Source organism: Pseudoalteromonas sp. NCIMB 1079 (assembly GCF_040567695.1).
Classification (GTDB): Bacteria; Pseudomonadota; Gammaproteobacteria; order Enterobacterales; family Alteromonadaceae; genus Pseudoalteromonas; species Pseudoalteromonas distincta.
In genome coordinates this window covers 1,245,778-1,266,530 of the sequence record NZ_JBEWZA010000001.1, presented here as the reverse complement: position 1 = coordinate 1,266,530, position 20,753 = coordinate 1,245,778, and the positions used below count along the sequence as shown (strand labels likewise).

Annotated in this window: 16 protein-coding genes; 7 read left to right on the top strand and 9 right to left on the bottom strand. The window is 38.9% G+C overall.

What is annotated here, in order from left to right:
• The first annotated feature begins 164 nt into the window (after window positions 1–164).
• Window positions 165–1,352 carry a vWA domain-containing protein gene (locus ABX891_RS05865; protein ID WP_354629087.1) on the top strand — a complete coding sequence of 396 codons (1,188 nt, stop codon included), beginning with the start codon at window positions 165–167 and terminating at the stop codon, window positions 1,350–1,352.
• 394 nt (window positions 1,353–1,746) lie between these two features.
• On the opposite strand, the gene ABX891_RS05860 is transcribed toward ABX891_RS05865, so the two are convergent.
• The 6 genes from ABX891_RS05860 to tkt all read right to left on the bottom strand — a co-directional run bounded on the left by ABX891_RS05860 (window position 1,747) and on the right by tkt (window position 8,388).
• Window positions 1,747–2,856 (bottom strand): DUF4238 domain-containing protein, encoded by a 1,110-nt coding sequence (locus ABX891_RS05860; protein WP_354629086.1) that lies wholly within the window; start codon window positions 2,854–2,856, stop codon window positions 1,747–1,749.
• A 68-nt stretch (window positions 2,857–2,924) separates the two neighbouring features.
• Window positions 2,925–3,533 (bottom strand): hypothetical protein, encoded by a 609-nt coding sequence (locus ABX891_RS05855; RefSeq protein WP_154902957.1) that lies wholly within the window; start codon window positions 3,531–3,533, stop codon window positions 2,925–2,927.
• 455 nt (window positions 3,534–3,988) lie between these two features.
• Window positions 3,989–5,161: an NRAMP family divalent metal transporter gene (locus ABX891_RS05850; protein ID WP_354630111.1), complete on the bottom strand. Its 1,173-nt coding sequence runs from the start codon at window positions 5,159–5,161 to the stop codon at window positions 3,989–3,991.
• Window positions 5,162–5,363: 202 nt separating this feature from the next.
• Window positions 5,364–5,720 (bottom strand): ribosome hibernation-promoting factor, HPF/YfiA family, encoded by a 357-nt coding sequence (gene hpf, locus ABX891_RS05845; protein ID WP_007376058.1) that lies wholly within the window; start codon window positions 5,718–5,720, stop codon window positions 5,364–5,366.
• 177 nt (window positions 5,721–5,897) lie between these two features.
• Window positions 5,898–6,212 carry a pyrimidine/purine nucleoside phosphorylase gene (ppnP, locus tag ABX891_RS05840; RefSeq protein WP_354629085.1) on the bottom strand — a complete coding sequence of 105 codons (315 nt, stop codon included), beginning with the start codon at window positions 6,210–6,212 and terminating at the stop codon, window positions 5,898–5,900.
• A gap of 184 nt (window positions 6,213–6,396) precedes the next feature.
• Window positions 6,397–8,388, bottom strand: a complete 1,992-nt coding sequence (gene tkt / locus ABX891_RS05835) for a transketolase (RefSeq protein WP_024604068.1) — start codon at window positions 8,386–8,388, stop codon at window positions 6,397–6,399.
• Between the two features lie 304 nt (window positions 8,389–8,692).
• Between tkt and metK the strand changes: the two genes are divergently transcribed.
• Window positions 8,693–9,844: a methionine adenosyltransferase gene (gene metK / locus ABX891_RS05830; RefSeq protein WP_002958976.1), complete on the top strand. Its 1,152-nt coding sequence runs from the start codon at window positions 8,693–8,695 to the stop codon at window positions 9,842–9,844.
• 95 nt (window positions 9,845–9,939) lie between these two features.
• Here metK and ABX891_RS05825 read toward each other — a convergent pair whose 3' ends face one another.
• Window positions 9,940–11,928 carry an LTA synthase family protein gene (locus ABX891_RS05825; protein WP_197099016.1) on the bottom strand — a complete coding sequence of 663 codons (1,989 nt, stop codon included), beginning with the start codon at window positions 11,926–11,928 and terminating at the stop codon, window positions 9,940–9,942.
• A 293-nt stretch (window positions 11,929–12,221) separates the two neighbouring features.
• Between ABX891_RS05825 and ABX891_RS05820 the strand changes: the two genes are divergently transcribed.
• From ABX891_RS05820 to serA, 4 genes are read left to right on the top strand one after another with little or no spacing between them, the layout of a single operon-like run.
• The gene (locus ABX891_RS05820) at window positions 12,222–12,770 is read left to right on the top strand and encodes a hypothetical protein (protein ID WP_354629084.1); all 549 of its coding nucleotides are present in this window, start codon (window positions 12,222–12,224) and stop codon (window positions 12,768–12,770) included.
• 18 nt (window positions 12,771–12,788) lie between these two features.
• The gene (locus tag ABX891_RS05815) at window positions 12,789–13,385 is read left to right on the top strand and encodes a 5-formyltetrahydrofolate cyclo-ligase (protein ID WP_197099018.1); all 597 of its coding nucleotides are present in this window, start codon (window positions 12,789–12,791) and stop codon (window positions 13,383–13,385) included.
• A 53-nt stretch (window positions 13,386–13,438) separates the two neighbouring features.
• Window positions 13,439–14,092, top strand: a complete 654-nt coding sequence (rpiA, locus tag ABX891_RS05810; protein ID WP_354629083.1) for a ribose-5-phosphate isomerase RpiA — start codon at window positions 13,439–13,441, stop codon at window positions 14,090–14,092.
• A 9-nt stretch (window positions 14,093–14,101) separates the two neighbouring features.
• The gene (gene serA / locus ABX891_RS05805) at window positions 14,102–15,331 is read left to right on the top strand and encodes a phosphoglycerate dehydrogenase (protein WP_024595232.1); all 1,230 of its coding nucleotides are present in this window, start codon (window positions 14,102–14,104) and stop codon (window positions 15,329–15,331) included.
• Window positions 15,332–15,375: 44 nt separating this feature from the next.
• Here the strand turns inward: serA and ABX891_RS05800 are convergent, their stop codons facing one another.
• Window positions 15,376–16,704: an IS4 family transposase gene (locus ABX891_RS05800; protein ID WP_375144324.1), complete on the bottom strand. Its 1,329-nt coding sequence runs from the start codon at window positions 16,702–16,704 to the stop codon at window positions 15,376–15,378.
• A gap of 116 nt (window positions 16,705–16,820) precedes the next feature.
• On the bottom strand, window positions 16,821–18,446 hold the full coding sequence (gene panP / locus ABX891_RS05795) for a pyridoxal-dependent aspartate 1-decarboxylase PanP (protein WP_354629082.1): 1,626 nt from the start codon (window positions 18,444–18,446) through the stop codon (window positions 16,821–16,823).
• Between the two features lie 264 nt (window positions 18,447–18,710).
• On the opposite strand from panP, the gene ABX891_RS05790 reads away from it, so the two are divergent.
• Window positions 18,711–20,591 carry a bifunctional diguanylate cyclase/phosphodiesterase gene (locus ABX891_RS05790; protein ID WP_033020723.1) on the top strand — a complete coding sequence of 627 codons (1,881 nt, stop codon included), beginning with the start codon at window positions 18,711–18,713 and terminating at the stop codon, window positions 20,589–20,591.
• Window positions 20,592–20,753 lie beyond the last annotated feature (162 nt).

The window sequence follows — 20,753 nt, the reverse complement described above, 5'->3', positions numbered from 1 at the left end:
AGAGTTAATCGTCCCTAGGACGAACCTTCAGGCAGCGCGTGTTTGGTATTTATGCTGTGTTATCGCCTATTTATGGGGAATAACCACACTACATAGGCTCTGCCTTGCCTAAATACCAAACACACTGCTGCAAATTTAACCTCGAAAGATAAACAGGCCCTTATATGTTGATTGCATTTTTTTTCAAACTGCGTGAATACCGCCTACCGGTAAGCCTGCGCGAGTTACTCGACTTAATCAACGCCTTAAAAAAAGGCGTTATATTTGCTGACGTAGACGCCTTTTACTATTTAGCTCGCACCATAATGGTAAAAGACGAAACGCACTTTGATCGATTCGACAAAGCCTTTAGCGACTATTTTAGTGGTATTGCCGATCTTGATTTGCTCGAGAGCTTAAAGCAGCAACACAACTTGCCTGAAGACTGGCTACGTAAAGAGTTTGAAAAAAACCTAAGCGATGAAGAAAAAGCCCAACTTAAAGCCATGGGCGGGCTCGACGAGCTTATGAAAACCTTAAAAGAGCGTTTAGAAGAGCAACAAAAACGCCACGCTGGCGGTAATAAATGGGTAGGTACTGGCGGCACATCACCTTTTGGGGCATACGGCTATAACCCAGAAGGTGTGCGTATAGGGCAAGACGGCAATCGTAACCGCCAAGCAGTAAAAGTGTGGGATAAACGAGAATACAAAAACCTCGACACCGACAGAGAAATTAGTTCGCGCACAGTTAAACTCGCCCTTAAAAAGTTACGTAAGTTTGCCCGCACAGGCGCAAGCGACACGCTTGATTTAAACGAGACTATTCGCGCTACTGCAAAACAAGGCGGCATGCTTGATGTAAAAATGGCACCCGAACGCCACAATGCAGTAAAAGTATTGATGCTGTTTGATATTGGCGGCTCAATGGATGACTACATCCACACCTGCGAAGAATTATTTAGCGCAGCCCACAGCGAATTTAAACACCTAGAGTTTTACTACTTTCATAACTGTTTATACGAGCACGTTTGGCAAGACAACGCGCGCCGCCATTCAAACGTAATAGACACCATGACGCTAATTAATAAATTTACCAGCGACTATAAAGTAATATTTGTTGGCGATGCCACTATGGGACCTTACGAAATAGCCTACCCTGGCGGCTCCGTAGAACACTACAACGAAGAGCCCGGCAGTGCCTGGTTACAACGTATAACAAACCACTTTGATAAAGTCGCCTGGCTCAACCCACAACCCGTTGAACACTGGCCTTACTATCAATCAATTGGCTTTATAAAAGAGCTAATGAACAACCGCATGTATGCGCTGAGTTTAGATGGGATAAGTAGAGCGATAAAAGAGCTGAGTTAAACAATGCTATTAATGTCAGCTCAATGCTCTGATAAGCAAATGTGACACGCAAACTTAGCGGTTAGTTTTTACCTTGATTGAGGTAGGTTAGTTTGAGCGTAGCGAAACCCAACGAAAAAAGGCAACGTCAATTATCATAGGCGTTTTGCATTAACGATTGACTAAAAAGTGCTAAGTGTAGGTCGGATAAGCGAAGCGCCATCCGACACAGTAAAATATTTTGCCAATTTATTATCAGCATTTTATATTGCTTAGTGGCTGGAATGTGCCATTTCCGGACGTTCGTAATGTAACGCCGCAATAAACGGATTAAAATAGTGGGCTATAATTTGCAGCGAAGCGAAATTTAACCCACTGTTTTAGTTGAATTTAATTGCCTTGTTATACATTTGTATCAGCTAAGTACTAATGTTGGTTTTTCTGGGCTGTAATAAAAATCTTCATTGCTCTCTTGTAAAGCAAGGTAATCTTTTACATCTTGCAAACAGTGAGGAGTATAAATAGTGTTCGAATGACTAGTATTGAACAAGTTTATGATGGAAGTAATGTTGTCTATATAATCATGTGAAACCTTATAAATATTTATTCTCTTATTTTTTATACAAGTTAATTTACTTGGATCTGCACTAAAAATATTTATTGATGAATTGTAAAACTCTCTTTTTCCGATAGAAAAATGAATCGCAAAATTATGTGACAATGGTAAATAAACTAAACACTTCTCACGGTCATAGCACATAATATTAGGTCCCAAAGTAAACACAGGGCGAGGACCAATTGCATCAAATTCATACCCTGTATGATAAATCCCTTCAATATGAATATTTTTGAAAAGGTTATTTCTAAGTGTGGGCAAAAAATTCATTAAAGTAGGTAAACCTTCAGACTCTGCGACCATAAATAGAATTAAAAGTGTTTCACAGATATCTTTTTTAGGTGAGCTAGAATTTATTACTTTAATAATCTTTGTGTATATTTTACCTTCTAACAAAGCCGCAAAGTGAGGTGGTGGGTTCTCTAATTTCTGTTTGATATGGTCAAAGTCACGTATTAGAGATGCAGTATAGTGTTCAAAAATTTCTTCTTTATATTCTAATTTATTTTGAGGATTTTGTAAGTTCAAAACAAATTGAATCACAATAAAATTCAATAACATCTCTAACGGGTAATCACGTCCTTCCACATTCAATAATTGTAAAAAATCATGATCTTTAACTATAGAGTTGAATAAATCAGAAGTCTTTTTTTCATATATAGATAACTCATTTTCAATATCAAATTTTACACCCGTTTCTCCATCTAAAAGAGTAAAACAATCTTTCTTCATACCGACAGAAGAAATTGGTAAAGGTAAGTTTTTTATAATGTTACCTTTCTTCTCATCATAGTAAATTGTATGAGTCCAAACTCGTTTTTTATCACGAACTAATTTAGCTGTGTCATCACTTCTAAAATTTCTCAACATCCATTGAGAAAGCACATGCTGATCTTTTGTATAGCTCATAATAGAATACTCAAATAAAATTTAGGGAACATATAACGCCGTTTAAACGGCAAATTTGAAAACTCTTGTTAGGCACAATTACCCAATAAACCATCAAATAATTGATTAGCCCAACCTTTATATGAATTTATAAATATTTTAAACTCTTCATCTTCCCACTCGATTAAATCAGCAACTACTTTCTCTGTAGAAATTACATGATTAATTTTAAATTTTTGTTTAATTTCAACTTCACCGGAAGTTGATGTTCTGCCCCAAACCAGAGCAGTACCAGCTATATTTTGGTTTTTATTATTGCATCTTACATCATATTTTTTCGGTGTATGCGATAGTTCCAAAAACAATTCAAAAGCACGTTTTGAGCAATGATGCCTAAGCTGTTTGGATTCATTTAAGGTTAAATATTTATATTTTTGATATTCAATTTCACACTTCATTTCAGTTACAAACAATCGATTTTCAGTATCTTTTAGTAGAAAATCTAAAGTGAAATACTTTCCATTAGAATCATAAATGGTTGGTCGACCGATATTAGTGAAAGGAGATTTTTTGTTTTCACACCAAATTCGAATTATTTCTTCATTGAAAATACCGAATATTCGCGAAAGAAACTTATCTTTTCTTGATTTACCTTTATACGGTTTCACCTCTGAGATGAATAATGCTTCGAAATCCATTTTTTATGCCTAACAATTTAATAGTGCGCTCATCGCGCATATTTCTGCCGACGCTACGCTCATTTTTCTGCATGGTATAGTTTTAACAAATAACCTAAGATATTACTATTACTAAGTTTTCTAAGACTTTAAAGAAAAGTTAAATAGAACAATATGCGCGCGTCGGTCATTTTCATGAATATATGCGCAAAGAGCAGTTTAACAAATCAATTAGCGACGATATTTAGCCAATCTCAATGACCGGTTATCGCTCTAAGCTGACTATCAGCGCTCGTAATTATGGGTATTTAGCTTCTAATCAGAGACTTCAAGATTGCAGGCTAAATTTATTAGCCTGCAACTTATTAATTACGTGCTTAGCAACAGCAAGTGGCCTGCCAACTTTGCAACCCCCACCAAATCAAGTATTCAGTGATTGCTCGTTTTACTATGGGTCCTTCGCCTCGCACCTAAAATCACATCATCATCCACACTACAAATGCCACAGAAAAACCGACTAAGTAAAGTAGCCCTAACCAGCTTAAACTTTTAAGTAGTACGCCGTGTTTAATGCTGGGCTCGGAGCGCACTAGGCTAAAGTTAAGCCATGCAAATATAGGGGTGGTTACAAATGACAGTGTCATGGCAAAGGTAAGCATAGGACCTAAGGCTGATTCAAAAAATAAAATAACCGCCATACCAGCAAGTGCTTGCAGTATTAGCCATGTATTTAAGCTGTGTTTTGATTGCTTAAAACCAAGTAATTTATGCGATTCGTTTAAAGTACGCGCATAACCATCAAGTACCGTTAATGTGGTGCCAAACATACATAAAAAAGCGATGGCTGATACTAGCGGCCTTGCCCACTCACCAATGGTAAGTGCGTACATATCAATAAGCTGTTTGGCAAAAGCGACCCCACCGAGTTCTATATTACTGCTTTGCCCGTATTGCACTAATACACCTAAGCTAAAAAACACTAGCGCTAAGCCTGCGGTTAACCAGTAACCTACGTTAAAATCGAACAAGCCTTGGCTTTTAGAAACTGTTTGCTGCGCTTGTTTTTCTTTTAGCCATAAAGAACTTAATGCAGATATTTCGATAGGTGCTGGCATCCAGCCCATTAAAGCCACCATAAAGCTAAGCATGGCAAGTTCATACGGTGAAGGTCCCACATAATCAGCAGGTGCCATTGGGCCGTTACTAAATGCAATGGCAAGGGCAATCAAAGTAGCGAGCGTAAGCAGCCCCATAATGCCTTTGGCAACGTTATCTAGCGCTTTAAAGTGTCCAAGTAGCAATATAACTAAACATACACCCAGCAGCATCCAACAAAGCAAGGTTACTTCAATAACCACGGGTAAGGCGTAATGCAGTAAGCTTGCGGTAAGCAGTAATACGCCGGCGGTATTAACAACAGCGGCAACAATGTTTAAGCCAATAAAACTATAAAAATAAAACGGGCCTTTACTTTTATAGCCCTCCACTAGGCTATTTTTAGTGGCAAGTGTGTATTCCATACCAAAGCGAAAAAACGGATATTTTAAAACATTAACAACCAGTATTAGCCAAAATAGTTGCCAACCAAATATTGCTCCAGCCTGCGTAGAGGCAACTAAGTGAGAACCGCCAATAGCGGCTGTTGCCATGAGTATTCCAGGCCCAAGCGCACCTAGTCGAGACTTCCATACTGCTTTTGTTGTGTGCATTAATTTCTCAAAATATGTGTGTTATGTGTTCTTTTTATTAATTTTTTTAATTAATAAACGGCAAGAACGCATAACTTACCTAAATTACAGGCAATAAAAAAGAGCCATACGGCTCTTTTTTACAATACTTTGTGACTAAATTTTATTTAAGATCCATCTCTTGGATGATCTCGTGTGCGATTTCAGGTGTAGTGCTAACAGGCTTTTCGTGTAAGTTTGCTTTTATCTGCCCTTTTCGATGTTTTAGTGCCGCATCGAGTTTTTTAGCTGCGCTTGCAATGGCTGGGTACATAACTTCATTTTCCCCTTTTACCGATATGCGCGTGCCTTCGTAATTAGTGCTAATTTCAGCTTGGATTTTATGATGCTCTTTAGACAAAATAATATCGAGTGCAATAAGCGATGGAAAGTGGCTCTCGATTTTTGAAAATTTTTCGTTGATGTGCTCTCTAATAGAGTCAGTAACTTCAACATGGTGACCAGAAAGATTAATTTTCATAGGGTATCCTTTTATTTGTTACCTCATAAATAGTATTGGGGGCTATTTAGATTAACACAAGGAAAAAAGAGAGATATTTGAGGTTTATTTGCGGTTTTTGGTGATTTAAATCATGCGTTGTGCAAAGTTTATGCAAAGCCCATAGTACATGGGCTTTCAGACGTCTAGCTGTATTGATTAATCTGTGTACGAACAACAGTAGTCAGCAAAATCAGATACTTTTACTTTAAAGCTTACATTTGCATCAACATTAAACGATTCACCCGCGTTAAATGTTTTCCACTCACTTGCCCCTGGTAATAAAATATCCCATTGGCCAGCTAAAAGCTCCATGCACTCTTTTTGGTTTGTATCAAAAACAAACTCACCAGGTTGCATAAAGCCTAACGTTTTCGCTTCGCCATCACCTAAAATAACGGTACGGCTCGACACTTTTCCGTCAAAATATACATTGGCTTTTTTTACTACACTCACGTTATCGAACTTTGCCATTTTTAGCTCCTGCTATTAATTTAAGATTTTTGTTTATAAATTTTATCGCACTACCTTGCCTGATAGCTTACTTTCTTGCAAGGAAAGCAGCATTGTTCAAGGTGAAGTTGCTTCATGTAAGGGCATAAAAAAACCCGCAGCATGTGCGGGTTTTTCAATTACTTACTTTATTTAATCAAAGCGATTAAAAAAGCTCGTTTGCTTTGCTTACAATGTTTGCCACTGTAAAACCAAAGTGCTCAAACAGCTCACCAGCAGGTGCTGACTCACCAAAGGTAGTCATACCTACTACTGCGCCATTTAGACCTACGTACTTGTACCAGTAGTCAGCAATACCTGCTTCTACTGCTACGCGGCGTGTAACAGATGCCGGTAATACGCTTTCTTTGTACTCTGCGCTTTGATCTTCAAAGGCATCAGTACATGGCATAGATACAACACGTACCTTTTTACCTTGGCTGCGTAGCTCAGTTGCTGAATCTTGTGCTAGTTGCACTTCAGAGCCCGTCGCAATTAAAATAATTTCAGGATTGCCGTCACAGCTAAGGATGTAACCACCCTTTTTAACATCGCTTAATTGCTGTGCGTCACGCGCTTGTTGCTCAAGACCTTGGCGAGTAAAGATTAACGATGTAGGACCGTCTTTACGCTCAATAGCTTGTTGCCATGCAATTGCCGACTCAACTTGGTCACATGGGCGCCAGTTGTATAAGTTAGGCGTTAAACGCATGCTTGCAATTTGCTCTACTGGTTGGTGAGTTGGACCATCTTCACCTAAACCGATTGAATCGTGCGTGTATACAAAAATGCTTGGTTGCTTCATTAATGCAGCCATACGTACGGCATTTTTTGCATATTCAACAAACATTAAGAACGTAGCACCGTAAGGAATAAAGCCTTTATGAAGGGCAATACCATTCATAATTGCCGACATACCAAACTCACGTACACCGTAGTAAATGTAGTTACCGCTTGCATCGTCGTGTGTTAAACCTTTAGAGCCATCCCAAATTGTTAAGTTTGAGCCTGCTAAATCGGCTGAGCCACCCATAAATTCTGGTAATAACGGACCAAATGCGTTTAATGCATTTTGTGATGCTTTACGAGACGCTGGGTTTGCTGGGTTTGCTTGTAATTGCTCAATGTACGCTTGAGATTTTTCAGCCCAATCGCCAGGCAGTTCGTTATTAATACGACGCTTATATTCAGCTGCAAGCTCTGGGTATGCTTTTGCGTATGCTGCAAATTTTTCGTCCCAGCTTGATTCAAGCTGCTGACCTTTTTCTTTGCTATCCCATTGTGCGTAAATATCATCAGGAATTTCGAACGCATCGCCAGTCCAACCTAAGAATTCGCGAGACGCTTTAATTTCGTCATCACCTAGTGGTGCACCGTGACAATCGTGGCTACCAGATTTATTAGGTGAGCCGTAACCAATAATTGTTTTACAACAAATTAGTGATGGTTTATCGGTAACACTTTTAGCTTCTGCAATTGCAGCACTTATAGCATCGCTGTCGTGACCATCAACACCACTAATTACATGCCAACCGTATGCTTTAAAGCGAGCTGGCGTGTCATCTGTAAACCAACCTTCTACTTCACCATCGATTGAAATGCCGTTGTCATCCCAAAATGCAACAAGTTTACCCAGACCTAATGTGCCTGCAAGTGAACCAGCTTCATGAGAAATACCTTCCATAAGGCAGCCATCGCCCATAAATGCATAGGTAAAGTGATCAACAATATCGTGACCTTCGCGGTTAAACTGTGCAGCTAGCGCTTTTTCAGCAATTGCCATACCTACGGCATTTGTGATCCCTTGACCTAATGGACCCGTAGTAGTTTCGATTCCTGGTGCATAGCCATATTCAGGGTGACCTGGTGTTTTAGAATGCATTTGACGGAAGTTTTTAATTTCGTCCAGTGGTAAGTCGTAACCACTTAGGTGCAATAGAGAATAGATAAGCATTGAACCGTGGCCGTTTGAAAGAATAAATCTGTCACGGTCAGCCCACTCTGGATTTGTTGGGTTGTGTTTTAGATAATCGCGCCATAATACTTCTGCGATATCAGCCATGCCCATAGGGGCTCCAGGGTGACCAGATTTGGCCTTTTGTACTGCGTCCATTGACAAGACGCGAATAGCATTTGCAAGTTCTTTGCGAGATGGCATGAATTCTCCTACCTTTATGTGTATTTGCGCGGGTATTTATGTGTTTGTTTATGCACCCAAGTAACTTGGGTTTGTTTATATAGACCATTCTTACTTATTGTGGGGGCTGTGTGCAATTAAAAACCCTATAAAAGTGAGGCATTATGAATATTTTTTAAGACCAAAAAGTTATTAGAAATTTTATTTAGACGTCTAGGCGTAAAAACACTATGCAAGGTGTTTTGTTTTCGATAAAATACGCCCCTTAATTTTTTAGCGCTAATACCGACGTTTGTGAAGCGCAATATTTGTGAGCAGAAATACAATGGCAAAACATTTATTTACTTCTGAATCAGTTTCTGAAGGTCATCCGGATAAAATCGCCGATCAAATCTCTGATGCGGTACTTGATGCTATCCTAGAGCAAGACTCTCATGCCCGTGTTGCGTGCGAAACTTACGTAAAAACAGGTATGGTTATGGTTGGTGGTGAAATCACTACTAGCGCATGGGTTGATATTGAAGAAATTACACGTAAAACAGTACGTGAAATTGGCTACACGCATTCAGACATGGGTTTCGATGCTGATTCATGTGCAATTTTAAACACTATTGGTAAACAGTCTCCTGACATTAACCAAGGTGTTGACCGTACTAGCCCAGAAGAACAAGGTGCTGGCGACCAAGGTCTTATGTTTGGTTACGCATGTAACGAAACAGAAGTGCTAATGCCTGCGCCAATTACTTACTCACACCGTTTAGTACAGCGCCAAGCGCAAGTACGTAAAAGCGGCGAGCTTAACTGGTTACGTCCAGATGCAAAATCTCAAGTTACTTTTGCATACGAAAATGGTAAGCCAGTAGGTATTGATGCAGTAGTACTATCTACTCAGCACAGCGAAGACATTTCACAAAAAGATTTAGTAGAAGCGGTGATGGAAACTATCATCAAGCCGGTACTTCCTGCAGAGCTTATTACAAGCGCGACTAAATTTTTCATTAACCCAACGGGTCGCTTTGTAATTGGCGGACCAATGGGCGATTGTGGTTTAACAGGTCGTAAAATCATCGTTGATACATACGGTGGTATGGCTCGTCACGGTGGTGGTGCTTTCTCTGGTAAAGATCCATCAAAAGTTGACCGCTCAGCTGCATACGCTGCACGTTACGTTGCTAAAAACGTAGTTGCGGCTGGCCTTGCTGATAAATGTGAATTACAAGTTTCTTACGCAATCGGTGTTGCAGAGCCTACATCTATCAGCGTTGAAACGTTTGGTACAAGCAAGTTAGAAGAAAGCCGTTTAATCGAGCTTATTCGTGAACACTTTGACCTGCGCCCTTACGGCTTAATTCAAATGCTTGATTTAGAGCGCCCTATCTACCTTCCTACAGCGGCTTACGGCCACTTTGGTCGCGACGAATTCCCTTGGGAACGTACAGATAAAGCTGATGCACTTCGTGCAGCTGCTGGCCTTTGATTGGCTAAGTAAATATAAAAAAAGCGCCAATTGGCGCTTTTTTTATATGTAAACTAATTGAGTAAAAGCAGCTTTAAAAGCTACTTTTAAATCTATTAATCCATTCCTTTAGTAAGTAACTGCCACGCTGTAGCCATATACTTATTATAAGCTTGCTCTGTTGCTACATCAATTGGTTCAAAAGGCTGCGGCTTAAGTGGTACTAAGTTAATCCGATCCTCTGGTTCAACTTTTTGATACTCATACATTGACGAAAAATCACCACGCCAAAGCTGTTCTGGTTTACGCACAGTTTGAAAACCAAATACAGTACGATCTTTAGGTTGATTTAATAGTGACTGGCCCATGCTATAAAATGTCGTATTTTGCGGTGCTATTAAGTTTAATAATGTAGGTGCAATATCCATATGGCTCGCTAATTGATCGCTAGATACCCAGTTTGGATTTACACCTTTACCATAAATAACAAGCGGTACATGTGTTAGTTCATATAGATCTGGGCGATGATGTAAATAACGGCGACTATAGTGATCACCTGTAATTACAAATAATGCATCTGGGTAGTGCTGCTCCATTTTACGAACAAATTGACCAAGCATTTTATCGGCATACCATAAATGCCCTAATACGTAAGGGTCTAATAAGTCATCATCTAAAGCTTGAATTTCCTTTGGATAGTCAGCAACTGATTTTAAAGGATACCCATACTTATCTAAATCTAAGTTAAATGGTCCGTGGTAACTCCCACTCATGATTAAGTTAAAACTTTTTTCATCTGTTTTAGTATCGACTAAATCAAATAACTGACCATCATCAATTCCCCACACACCAGCACTTCCTTTACCTCCAGTGTCTGCAGCCGAAAATACTTTATCAGCTCCTTGTGAAAGCACATATTCGCCTATATTTTGCCATGACAGCAAGCCGCCATAATAAAATCGACTTTGATAACCTAGTTGCTCAAGTTGATTAAATATTGATAACTTACTCGCTGGTTTTTGTGGTCCAATACGGCTCATATTAACGCCCGAAAACGCTATACCAGACATAAGGCTAGATAGCGAATTCATAGTACTGCTTGCTGCAGGTAACACATTATTTAAATATATACCTTTACTAGCTAAATTACGTAGTTCATTAGTTAAATTGAGCGATGTATATTTTTGCTGTAACGGCCAAGCATCATAACTTTCCATAACAATAAAAAACACTTGTGAAGGTGCCGCTAACATTGGCGCACTGGTTTTTTTCTCAAGCGTCGTTAAAGGGTTATCTATGTCAGGTGCATTTTTTTGTAAGTAAGGATTGTGACCATTTAAACCAAAACTTTGTAAATCATTATAATCTTTAATGGCATATATAAAGCTTCGAAACGGATTTATTACAAGATTATTTACAAAAGCATCTGTCGTTACTGCTGACCATTTTCGAGAAGCAGGACGAGTTTCAAATGATCCTCTTATTGCACAAACAAATAAAACAATAATCAATGCAACTAAAATCGTACGCTTTAATATATTAGTCGTGAAAAGATGGTTGATAGCACTATAGCTTTTCCTATCAACTAGTTTATTTATTTTAAATGCTATCGCTAATAAAATAACTAAACTAAGTAGGCTACCCCACGGTTTATATTGCTCGATTACAGTTAATGCAATTGCCTGTTGATCGTCATTTAGCCCTTCGAACATAAAAAAGTTAAACTGGCTTCCATATTCAGCAATGTAAGTAATACTCGTTATACATAGTATTGTTGACGTAATGAAAAATATTAGACTTGTATATATACGTGCTTTTCTAACCCATTGTCCTAAACGCAGAGGCTGTAAAATACAGTTTAAAATAAAAACAATACTAAAACAGACTCCCGTCGCGGCAGAATCAAATGCTAGACCCGCTTTTAATGTCGCGATTATTGAATCAATATCTAGTTCGGAAGTTATACGATCACTAAAGTGAATTAAAAAGAAAATCCGAAAGCCCATAAAAAGTAGTACACCAGCAAACCAAAGAGTGGCGATACGTCCGCTTTCTTTTACAAATTCTAGCCAGCGACTAGATGGAAGTGTGTGTGTGTTTAGCAAAATCCTGTACCTAATATATTATACCCCTAGGAAAACAATTTTACTTGTTTAAGCTATTTCAACAAGGAAATAGCTGTAATTACTTGTAATTAAAGAATAAATTTTACATATAAAATATTCTATTCACATTTAATTGCAAGTAATGGAATATTCTATTGAAATACTAATCAACTTTTTTTGTAAGTCATCTTTTGGGAAATAGATACGTTTAACAATTTTATTTTACATAGAGATACATTTATAAAGGGGTTCGGTTTATACTCGCTTCATTATAAAGCTTTAGGGATAGTTAAATGGCCGATAACTTTCGCGTTATATTTGCAGGACTTGGCGATAACGTTGACATAAAAACAGCGTGCGCAAACTTAGCTGCAAAATTAAAAACGTCAGATGAAAAAGTAGCTCTTTTTTTTAAAGGTAAGCCGCTATTTGCGCCAAGCGATAAAGACAAAGCGTTAAAACAGAGTAAGTTATTAGCAAGCTTAGGTATTAAAAGTAAGCTGCAAGCTGTTTCAAACACCATTCAAAATAGCTCCTCCGCAGCTGCAAATAACAACCAACGTGATGAACGTATTTTTGATGCTCTAGATTACATCACTAGCAGCTTAATACGTCTTGAAGAAAAGCTAGATGAGCTAGAGCAACGCCTTCCTGAAGCTCAATTAAAAACACCAGACGAAAGTGTAGACGAATGGCAAAATGACGACCTAATGCTAGATGAGGATTTAGCACCTCCTAAAAAACGCAGTAACTTACTTTTATATTCATTGATTGCAACTGCCACAATTTTGCTAGTCGTACTGGCTGTTTTTTTAATTTTTCCCGATTTATTCTCTTTTTAAGAATGGCTAATTAGTTTAATGAGCAATAAACGCGCACAAATAAGAGCTGAAATTCGTAACACCCGTAAAAACTTGTCAAATAATCAGCAAATAATTGCTGCGCAATCGCTAAAAATGAATTTTATTCAACACTTAAAAAGCGAAAAAACAACGAGTCCTAAGCATATTGCCATTTATTTAAGTAACGACGGAGAACTAGACACTTCATTGTTAATTAAAGAATTATGGAACTTAAACCATGTTGTTTATCTACCTATAATACACCCATTTAATGGCGCTAATTTACTATTTCAGCGCTATGAGAAAAACTCACCCATGAGGGCAAATCGCTATGGTATCTTGGAGCCTAAGCTGAACTGCTCTCAAATATGCCCATTACCAGCGCTTGATTACATCCTTATGCCGTTAGTTGCATTTGATAAACAAGGTAATCGCCTAGGAATGGGAGGTGGGTTTTACGACCGGACATTGGCGCGTTTACATGAACAAAATTGGCAAAAACCACAACTAATTGGCCTTGCACATGAATGCCAAAAAGTTGATGTTCTACCAATCGAGTCGTGGGACGTACCACTTAAAACCATTATCACCCCAGATAAAACATACTGTTGGTAACATTTAATTTTGGTTACTAACCGCATATTTCTGACATACATGAGCACATAGCAATGACACAAGACGAATTAAAAAAAGCAGCTGCCTGGGCAGCACTCGAGTTTGTAAAAGAAAACACCATTGTAGGTGTCGGTACAGGCTCTACTGTTAATCACTTTATTGATGCCCTTGGCTCTGTAAAGGACACTATTGTAGGCGCTGTATCAAGCTCAGAAGCGTCAACTGCACGTTTGGAAGCGTTAGGTATTGAAGTGTTCGAACTTAATAACATTGATGCTTTAGATGTATACGTTGACGGCGCTGACGAAATTAACGCTCAAAACGAAATGATTAAAGGCGGCGGCGCAGCGCTAACACGTGAAAAAATAGTAGCAGCAGTTGCAAAACAGTTTGTGTGTATTGTTGATGACACAAAGCTGGTAGATACATTGGGCGACTTCCCGCTTCCGGTAGAAGTTATTCCAATGGCGCGCAGCTACGTTGCACGAAAATTATTAAAACTTGGTGGTGACCCTGTTTATCGCCAAGGCGTAGTTACCGATAATGGTAACGTTATATTAGATGTATTTAACTTAAAAATTACCAATGCCAAACAACTTGAAACACAAATAAATTCAATTGTTGGCGTAGTTACCAACGGCCTATTTGCGATGCGAGGTGCTGATAAAGTGATTATCGGTACCAAAAATGGGCCACAAATAAAATAGGATGAGGTTATGAGTAAGGTATCGTTAGCAAAAGACAAAATTAAAATTCTCTTGCTTGAAGGTGTTCACCAAAGCGCAGTTGAAACGCTAAAACGTAACGGTTACAGCAATATCGACTACGTTAAAACATCCTTACCTGAGGACGAGCTTAAAGAGCGCATTAAAGATGTTCACTTTGTAGGACTTCGTTCTCGTACTCATATTAACCAAGCCGTATTAGACTCAGCTGAAAAGCTAGTTGCTATTGGTTGTTTTTGTATTGGTACAAACCAAGTTGACTTAGATGCAGCACGCGAACGTGGTATTGCTGTATTTAACGCTCCATTTTCTAATACTCGTTCAGTTGCTGAACTTGTACTTGGCGAAATACTACTTTTATTACGTGGTATTCCAGAGCGTAACGCAGCGGCTCATCGTGGTGGCTGGTTAAAAACAGCAAATGGTTCGTTTGAAGCACGTGGTAAAACATTAGGTATTATTGGCTACGGTCACATTGGTACTCAGCTAGGTATTATGGCTGAAAATATCGGTATGAACGTGGAGTTTTACGATATCGAAGACAAGTTATCACTGGGTAATGCAACACAAGTTCATAACCTTACTCAGCTGTTACAACGCTCTGATATTATTAGCTTACATGTACCAGAAACACCGCAAACTAAAAACCTTATTGGTACAGCAGAACTTGCAGTTATGAAGCAGGGGTCTATTTTGATCAATGCATCACGCGGAACTGTTGTTGATATTGATGCCCTTGCAGAAGCGCTTACAGAGAAAAAACTAAGTGGTGCAGCAATTGATGTGTTCCCTACTGAGCCAAAATCTAACGATGAAGAATTTGTATCGCCACTGCGCCAATTCGACAATGTTATTTTAACGCCGCACATTGGTGGTTCTACACAAGAAGCGCAAGAAAACATTGGTATTGAAGTAGCGGGTAAATTGGCTAAATACTCAGATAATGGCTCAACTATTACTGCGGTTAACTTCCCTGAAGTATCGCTACCTGAGCTTGCTAATCGTAGCCGTTTATTACACGTACACCACAACCGCCCAGGTGTACTAACGCAAATTAACCAAGCGTTTGCACAGCACGGTATTAATATTGCTGCGCAATACCTACAAACAGACGCATCTATTGGTTATGTAGTTATTGATGTTGATACAGATCAATCTGAAGTAGCACTTAAAGAACTAAGCGCTGTTGAGGGTACAATTAGAGCACGTATCTTACATTAACCATTCTTTGATATTAAAAAAGGGTCCTTATGGACTAATGCCAGTCAGTTAAGCTGACTGGCATTTTTCTTTTTATGGGGATACTTAGATGGTTTTGGCTTAACCCATCGGGGATATCTTCTATCCTCTCGTCTAGCTGGAAGCTTAAATAAGACCAGTGTATCGAGTAAGTGCTGCCAGTGTATTGGAATGTTCCCTGGGCTCATTATAGATACTGACGAGAAATACTGAATGACAGCCATCGAACTGCTAGAGAAACTAAGCTGGTTAGGCCATATCCCTGTGACTGTCGCCGCCATCGTCATTATTCTTCGTATTAAATTATAGGCGAGTAACACGGCCCATAGCTCCTGACGTACCATGTCTGGACGCTTACTTCTTAAATGGTATGCGCTATCAAGCATGGTTTGTTTGATTTCTCTAAACCCAAGTTCTATCTCCCAACGATGACAATATAATTCAACAATTTCATTACCTGGATAACGCAATCTATCCGTCATCGAGGTTAATATACGGTAGCTTTTGCCCTTTATTGTTTTGCTGATTAATCTCGCTTTAATCGTTTCAGGAACATCGGGAAAGTTTTTTTGTGCATGCTTTGTGGTTTTCAATTCAATGATATGGTCATTTTTACCCGCGCTGGAGATGATTTCATACTGTAAGTCGGGCCTTGCTGGTATCAGCCAGTGCCTCATCTCCCCAGTTTGATGCCAACGGTTTAACAGGCCTAAAGAATAATATCCTTTATCAAACATAGTCAGTGAATTATCTGGTGTACGTTCAATTAAACGCTCAGCTAATTTCATCTCGTTGGTTTTATAGTTATCAAACTCGCTACTGAGAAGTTGATGGCTGGTCAATTCCATATGACAGACCCTGCGTATTTGAGGAAAGGCTGTATCACCGTATTGGTTGCTACCTGAAGAGAAGGCTTTACGATTATCAGGCGTGTCGGCTGTTCGCCACACAACACCGTCAACAGCTAATAGGTTCAAACCATTCCATGTTTCGAATGACTGTTGCTTATACATTGATTGAGCAGATTTATTGAAAACGTGTTTAACGGAATCATCACCTAACCTTTGTCTCGCCTGTACCATCGCACTTGGAGCAACGAGTGGGTTCTTGCCAGGTAACATGATATCTAGCTTATTAGCGATATTCCAAACTGATTCTTTTCGAAACAATGCCATGCCAATAACTGACCACAAAACGGCCTCAAGCGGTAACCTTCGCTTACGAACGGTTGCAATCCCAGCTTGTTGAAAACCTTGTTCAATGATTTCAGGGTCAAGAATTTCTGATAATTTTTCAAAGGTATGGTATCGGCTGCTTTCTTCAAGTGTTGCTTGCAGTGCTTGTTCTATATTCACAAAAAAATCCGTAGTTAGTTTCCTAACTACGGATTTTGCATGATCGTTTGGATCGGTCAACCGGTCATTTTCTTAACTGATCGGCATTATCCTTATGGACCCTTTTTGTATTTAGATTACATATACTTTCTCAAGTATTTTTTGAATACCGGATCTGTTTCAGCCAACTCTTTTTGCTCAGCTAATATCTCTTTTAAAATAGCGCCTGAGGTAAGCGGGTTAGCAAGGACCACTCTAAATACAACCGTTGGTTGATTGTCGTATTTAGAAGGCGTTAAGCGTGTACGTGATACAAATGAGCGACCAGACTCTCGCTGACGCTTTTGCATACTGGCAGTAAAACGGTTCAGTGAAGCAAAAATATCTAACCGAGTTGCAGCATCTGCATCGGCTATTGCTTGTTTAATTTGCTTAGGTACATAACGATACGTTAATAAGCACAACTCAGGCTCCGAAATAAGCTCGAAGTCTTCATCAGCTTTAATTAAATCAGCAAAGTAATGTGCTTTTTTGATGCTTCGATCAATCAGCATTTCGTAACCTTTGCGACCAATAACACGTAAGCAAGCGTGTACTAACATTGCCATACCCGGTCGGCTGCCTTCAAGCGTGTGGCTACCTAAGTCTTTTGAACCTTTACGTAATATATACTCAGCGTGATGTTCTATTGCATCAGTTGCAGCGGGGTCTTTAAATAAAACCAAACCCGCTCCCATTGGTACATACATTTGTTTATGTGCATCGATGGTAATTGAATCTGCTCGCTCAATCCCTTTTAGTAAAGGACGGTGCGTACTCGATAAAAGGGTCGCTCCCCCCCATGCAGCATCTACATGAAAATGGCAGTTAATGTCTTGTGCTAAGTCGGCCATTTCATCAAGTGGGTCAATATTACCGGTCTCGGTTGTTCCCGCGACCCCAATAATCGCCATTACTTTAATGCCTTGCGCTTCAAGCTCACGTGCTTTTTCACGCATAGCTCCTACATCTACTTTATTATTTTCACAGGTTTTAATACCAATTAAGTTATCGCGACCAATGCCGAGTAAATCAACCGATTTACCTAATGAGTAATGCCCGCGTTCTGATATTAATACCGCTAAACCTTTATAACCGTAATGCAGTATACCGGCAATTAAGCCTTGTGCGCCGATACCTCTAAAATCGCCATCAGGTTTTAATAAGCGGTTTCGCGCAATCCAAAGCGCAGTAATATTAGCAACCGTACCACCAGAGCAAAATGCACCTAATGAGGTTTTAGCACTGTGCATCCATTTAGAATAAAATGAGTCTTCTTGCCCATAAGCTAAATGATGCATCATCCCAAGCACTTGACGCTCAAGAGGCGTAAACGCTTTAGATGTTTCTATTTTTACTAGATTTTGATTTAGCCCTACCATCAATTTTGACAGCGGTAATAAAAAGTGCGGCAAGGCTGAGGTCATGTGACCAATAAAACTAGGCGCAGCTGTATGCACAGAATGTGCAACAAGCTGCTCCATTATGTCTTGGGCATAAGCAGAGACAAACGTTGGATCTTCTGGGATCACTGCCGATTGAAAATCTTTTTCTATTTCATGTAATGGTTTTTCAATTGCCGCTATATTTTCGTTTAGAAAACCCGCTAAATTACTCGAAATTTCAAGCTCGATTTTGCTTAAAGTTGAGTCTGGCGCTTCAGGTACAGTAAATATACGCTTAAGGCTTTCTTTAGAGGCGACGGCACAACGCTTTTGATCCATCTTAATACCTAGTGTGTGTAGCTAAAACACGCGCTTACCCATCAAAAACGCCTACTTATTAGGACATTTGGAGCAATCGTGTTTCTTTAAAAATTGCGCTAACTTTACTGCAATATAACTAAAATGTCTCGTTTAAACCTATAAAAGCAATCAAAGCGATGACAAAAAAATGATAATTTAATTAAAACTCTACCAAACCTAATTATTTATTGGGCATTTACTTATTTTGGGTATAATAAATTTGATAACAAAAAAGGGACACATATGCCAGAAGGAAGAGTCAAAGTTAGTTGGATAGTGGCAGGCTTTAGCTTGTTTTTAATAAGCTTGCTAACCTACGTTTACTACACTTACCAAACCACGCGTGCTGAAATAATGCAGTCGGTTGATAATCGCTTACTTAATGCCGCCACCAGCGTTAAACATATTTTAGGTGACGATTATTTAAGTGCGGTTAATCAAGGCGATAATATAAGTTTTTCTTACTATCAAGATAAAAGTAAACAACTCTCTGAGTTTGCTCAAGCACTTGATATTGCTTATGTCTATTCAATGATTTTAAAAGACGGTAAGGTGCTTTTTAGCTCATCAAGCTACACGCAAGACGATCAGAATAATGGCAAGGTAACTCAATTTTTAGATCTCTACCCTGAAGCTACCGATGCAAATATAAGTGCTTTTTATTCAACAGAGCCAGTATTTGAAATATCGAGCGATCAGTGGGGCCACTTTAAAACAATTTTTATTCCTTACGTTGACCCAATCAACGGCAATACCTATTTAACGGGTGCCGATATAACTATTTATGACTTAAACGAGAAACTTAAAGAAAGCGTATCGAAAGCTGCTGCAATGGCTAGCTTCTTCTTTTTTATCGCGATACTTGTTGCCGCCATATATATTTATTTACTAAAGCGCTCTTTAGCAACTGACTCAAGTACTGGTTTTTCAAATCATATTGCTCTTGAGTACTTTATTAAAAAAAGTAATGCTCATCACATGCAGTTAGCCGTTATTTGGGTTAATGAAATAGAAGATATAAACAGTTTTTACGGCACGGAAGTGGGTGACAAGGTAATGAAAAACTTACTTATTCACTTTAAACTTAGAAGCTCTACGCATTGCCATATATACAGACTAGCAACAAATAAAATAGTATTACTCGCGCCTAAAGAAATGAGTAATGACGAATTTACCGATCTCGTAAAAACATATAACTTTAATACACCGGTGTTAACTGACCCTTTTATCTACATAACCCTATGCGCAGGTATTGCCAGTGGTAATAAATCGCTATTACTTGAAAACGCTCATATAGCAGCGCTGCAAGCTAAACAAGGCAGGCATAGTGTAGTTAACTACTCAAAAGCGCTACACGATGTAAAAACGCAATATCAATACAATGTAGAGATGGCTAAAGAAGTGCGAGAAGCGTTTGATAACAATCGTATAGTGCCTTACTTTCAACCCATTATTGACACAAATACCAATAAGGTCGTTCAATACGAATGTTTAGCTCGAATGGTAACAGCGCAAGGGGAAGTATTAAAACCTGATGCATTTTTAAATGTTGTTACCCGCTCAAGAATGGACGGAATACTTACCCGTACTATATTTTCACAATGTGTTAGTCGCTTTAGAAAAACCGATATTTGCTGGAGTTTAAATATAACAGCACAAGATATGCTCGACCCTAATTTAAGTGAGTTTATTGCGGACGAACTTAAGCGCTACCCGCATCCAGGTAATATCACATTAGAGCTTTTAGAAACCCAAGCTATTGCCAACTTCTCTGAAGTAAAAGCATTTATTGGAATGGTTAAAACGAAAGGCGTTAAGGTTATTATTGATGACTTTGGTAGTGGTTATTCAAATATATCAAACGTACTTAAGCTTGAAGTAGATGGTATTAAATTAGATGGCGCACTAATAAAGCAAATAGTGAATGACAAAGATATCTACTTGTTTATTGAGCATATAGCCAGCTTTGCTAATCAACTTGGTTTACAATTAATGGCAGAATCGGTAGAAAATACAACCATAGTAACCGCACTTAAAAAGGCGAATGTGACACTAATGCAAGGCAACTATTTTGCCCACCCAGTGCCACATGTTAATACGGTTACAGAAGAATTAGCACTTTGACTTACTTTAACCAGGGCGTGTTGATCTTTGTGGATTGAAATTTGTTCAATCTAGGGGCGATTAAATCGCGGCGCGAGGTTTGTAACCTAGTGGGCTAAGTAAAAACTGAGCAACAAAGAGTTAATCGTCCCTAAAAAGAACCCAAAGGGCAGCACATGTTTG

What these genes read in the sequence shown, in the direction of transcription:
- ABX891_RS05865 (WP_354629087.1), top strand. Translation starts at nt 165, where the DNA reads ATGTTGATTGCATTTTTTTTCAAACTGCGTGAATACCGCCTACCGGTA.
- ABX891_RS05860 (WP_354629086.1), bottom strand. Translation starts at nt 2,856, where the DNA reads ATGAGCTATACAAAAGATCAGCATGTGCTTTCTCAATGGATGTTGAGA.
- ABX891_RS05855 (WP_154902957.1), bottom strand. Translation starts at nt 3,533, where the DNA reads ATGGATTTCGAAGCATTATTCATCTCAGAGGTGAAACCGTATAAAGGT.
- ABX891_RS05850 (WP_354630111.1), bottom strand. Translation starts at nt 5,161, where the DNA reads ATGGCAACAGCCGCTATTGGCGGTTCTCACTTAGTTGCCTCTACGCAG.
- hpf (WP_007376058.1), bottom strand. Translation starts at nt 5,720, where the DNA reads ATGAAAATTAATCTTTCTGGTCACCATGTTGAAGTTACTGACTCTATT.
- ppnP (WP_354629085.1), bottom strand. Translation starts at nt 6,212, where the DNA reads ATGGCAAAGTTCGATAACGTGAGTGTAGTAAAAAAAGCCAATGTATAT.
- tkt (WP_024604068.1), bottom strand. Translation starts at nt 8,388, where the DNA reads ATGCCATCTCGCAAAGAACTTGCAAATGCTATTCGCGTCTTGTCAATG.
- metK (WP_002958976.1), top strand. Translation starts at nt 8,693, where the DNA reads ATGGCAAAACATTTATTTACTTCTGAATCAGTTTCTGAAGGTCATCCG.
- ABX891_RS05820 (WP_354629084.1), top strand. Translation starts at nt 12,222, where the DNA reads ATGGCCGATAACTTTCGCGTTATATTTGCAGGACTTGGCGATAACGTT.
- ABX891_RS05815 (WP_197099018.1), top strand. Translation starts at nt 12,789, where the DNA reads ATGAGCAATAAACGCGCACAAATAAGAGCTGAAATTCGTAACACCCGT.
- rpiA (WP_354629083.1), top strand. Translation starts at nt 13,439, where the DNA reads ATGACACAAGACGAATTAAAAAAAGCAGCTGCCTGGGCAGCACTCGAG.
- serA (WP_024595232.1), top strand. Translation starts at nt 14,102, where the DNA reads ATGAGTAAGGTATCGTTAGCAAAAGACAAAATTAAAATTCTCTTGCTT.
- panP (WP_354629082.1), bottom strand. Translation starts at nt 18,446, where the DNA reads ATGGATCAAAAGCGTTGTGCCGTCGCCTCTAAAGAAAGCCTTAAGCGT.
- ABX891_RS05790 (WP_033020723.1), top strand. Translation starts at nt 18,711, where the DNA reads ATGCCAGAAGGAAGAGTCAAAGTTAGTTGGATAGTGGCAGGCTTTAGC.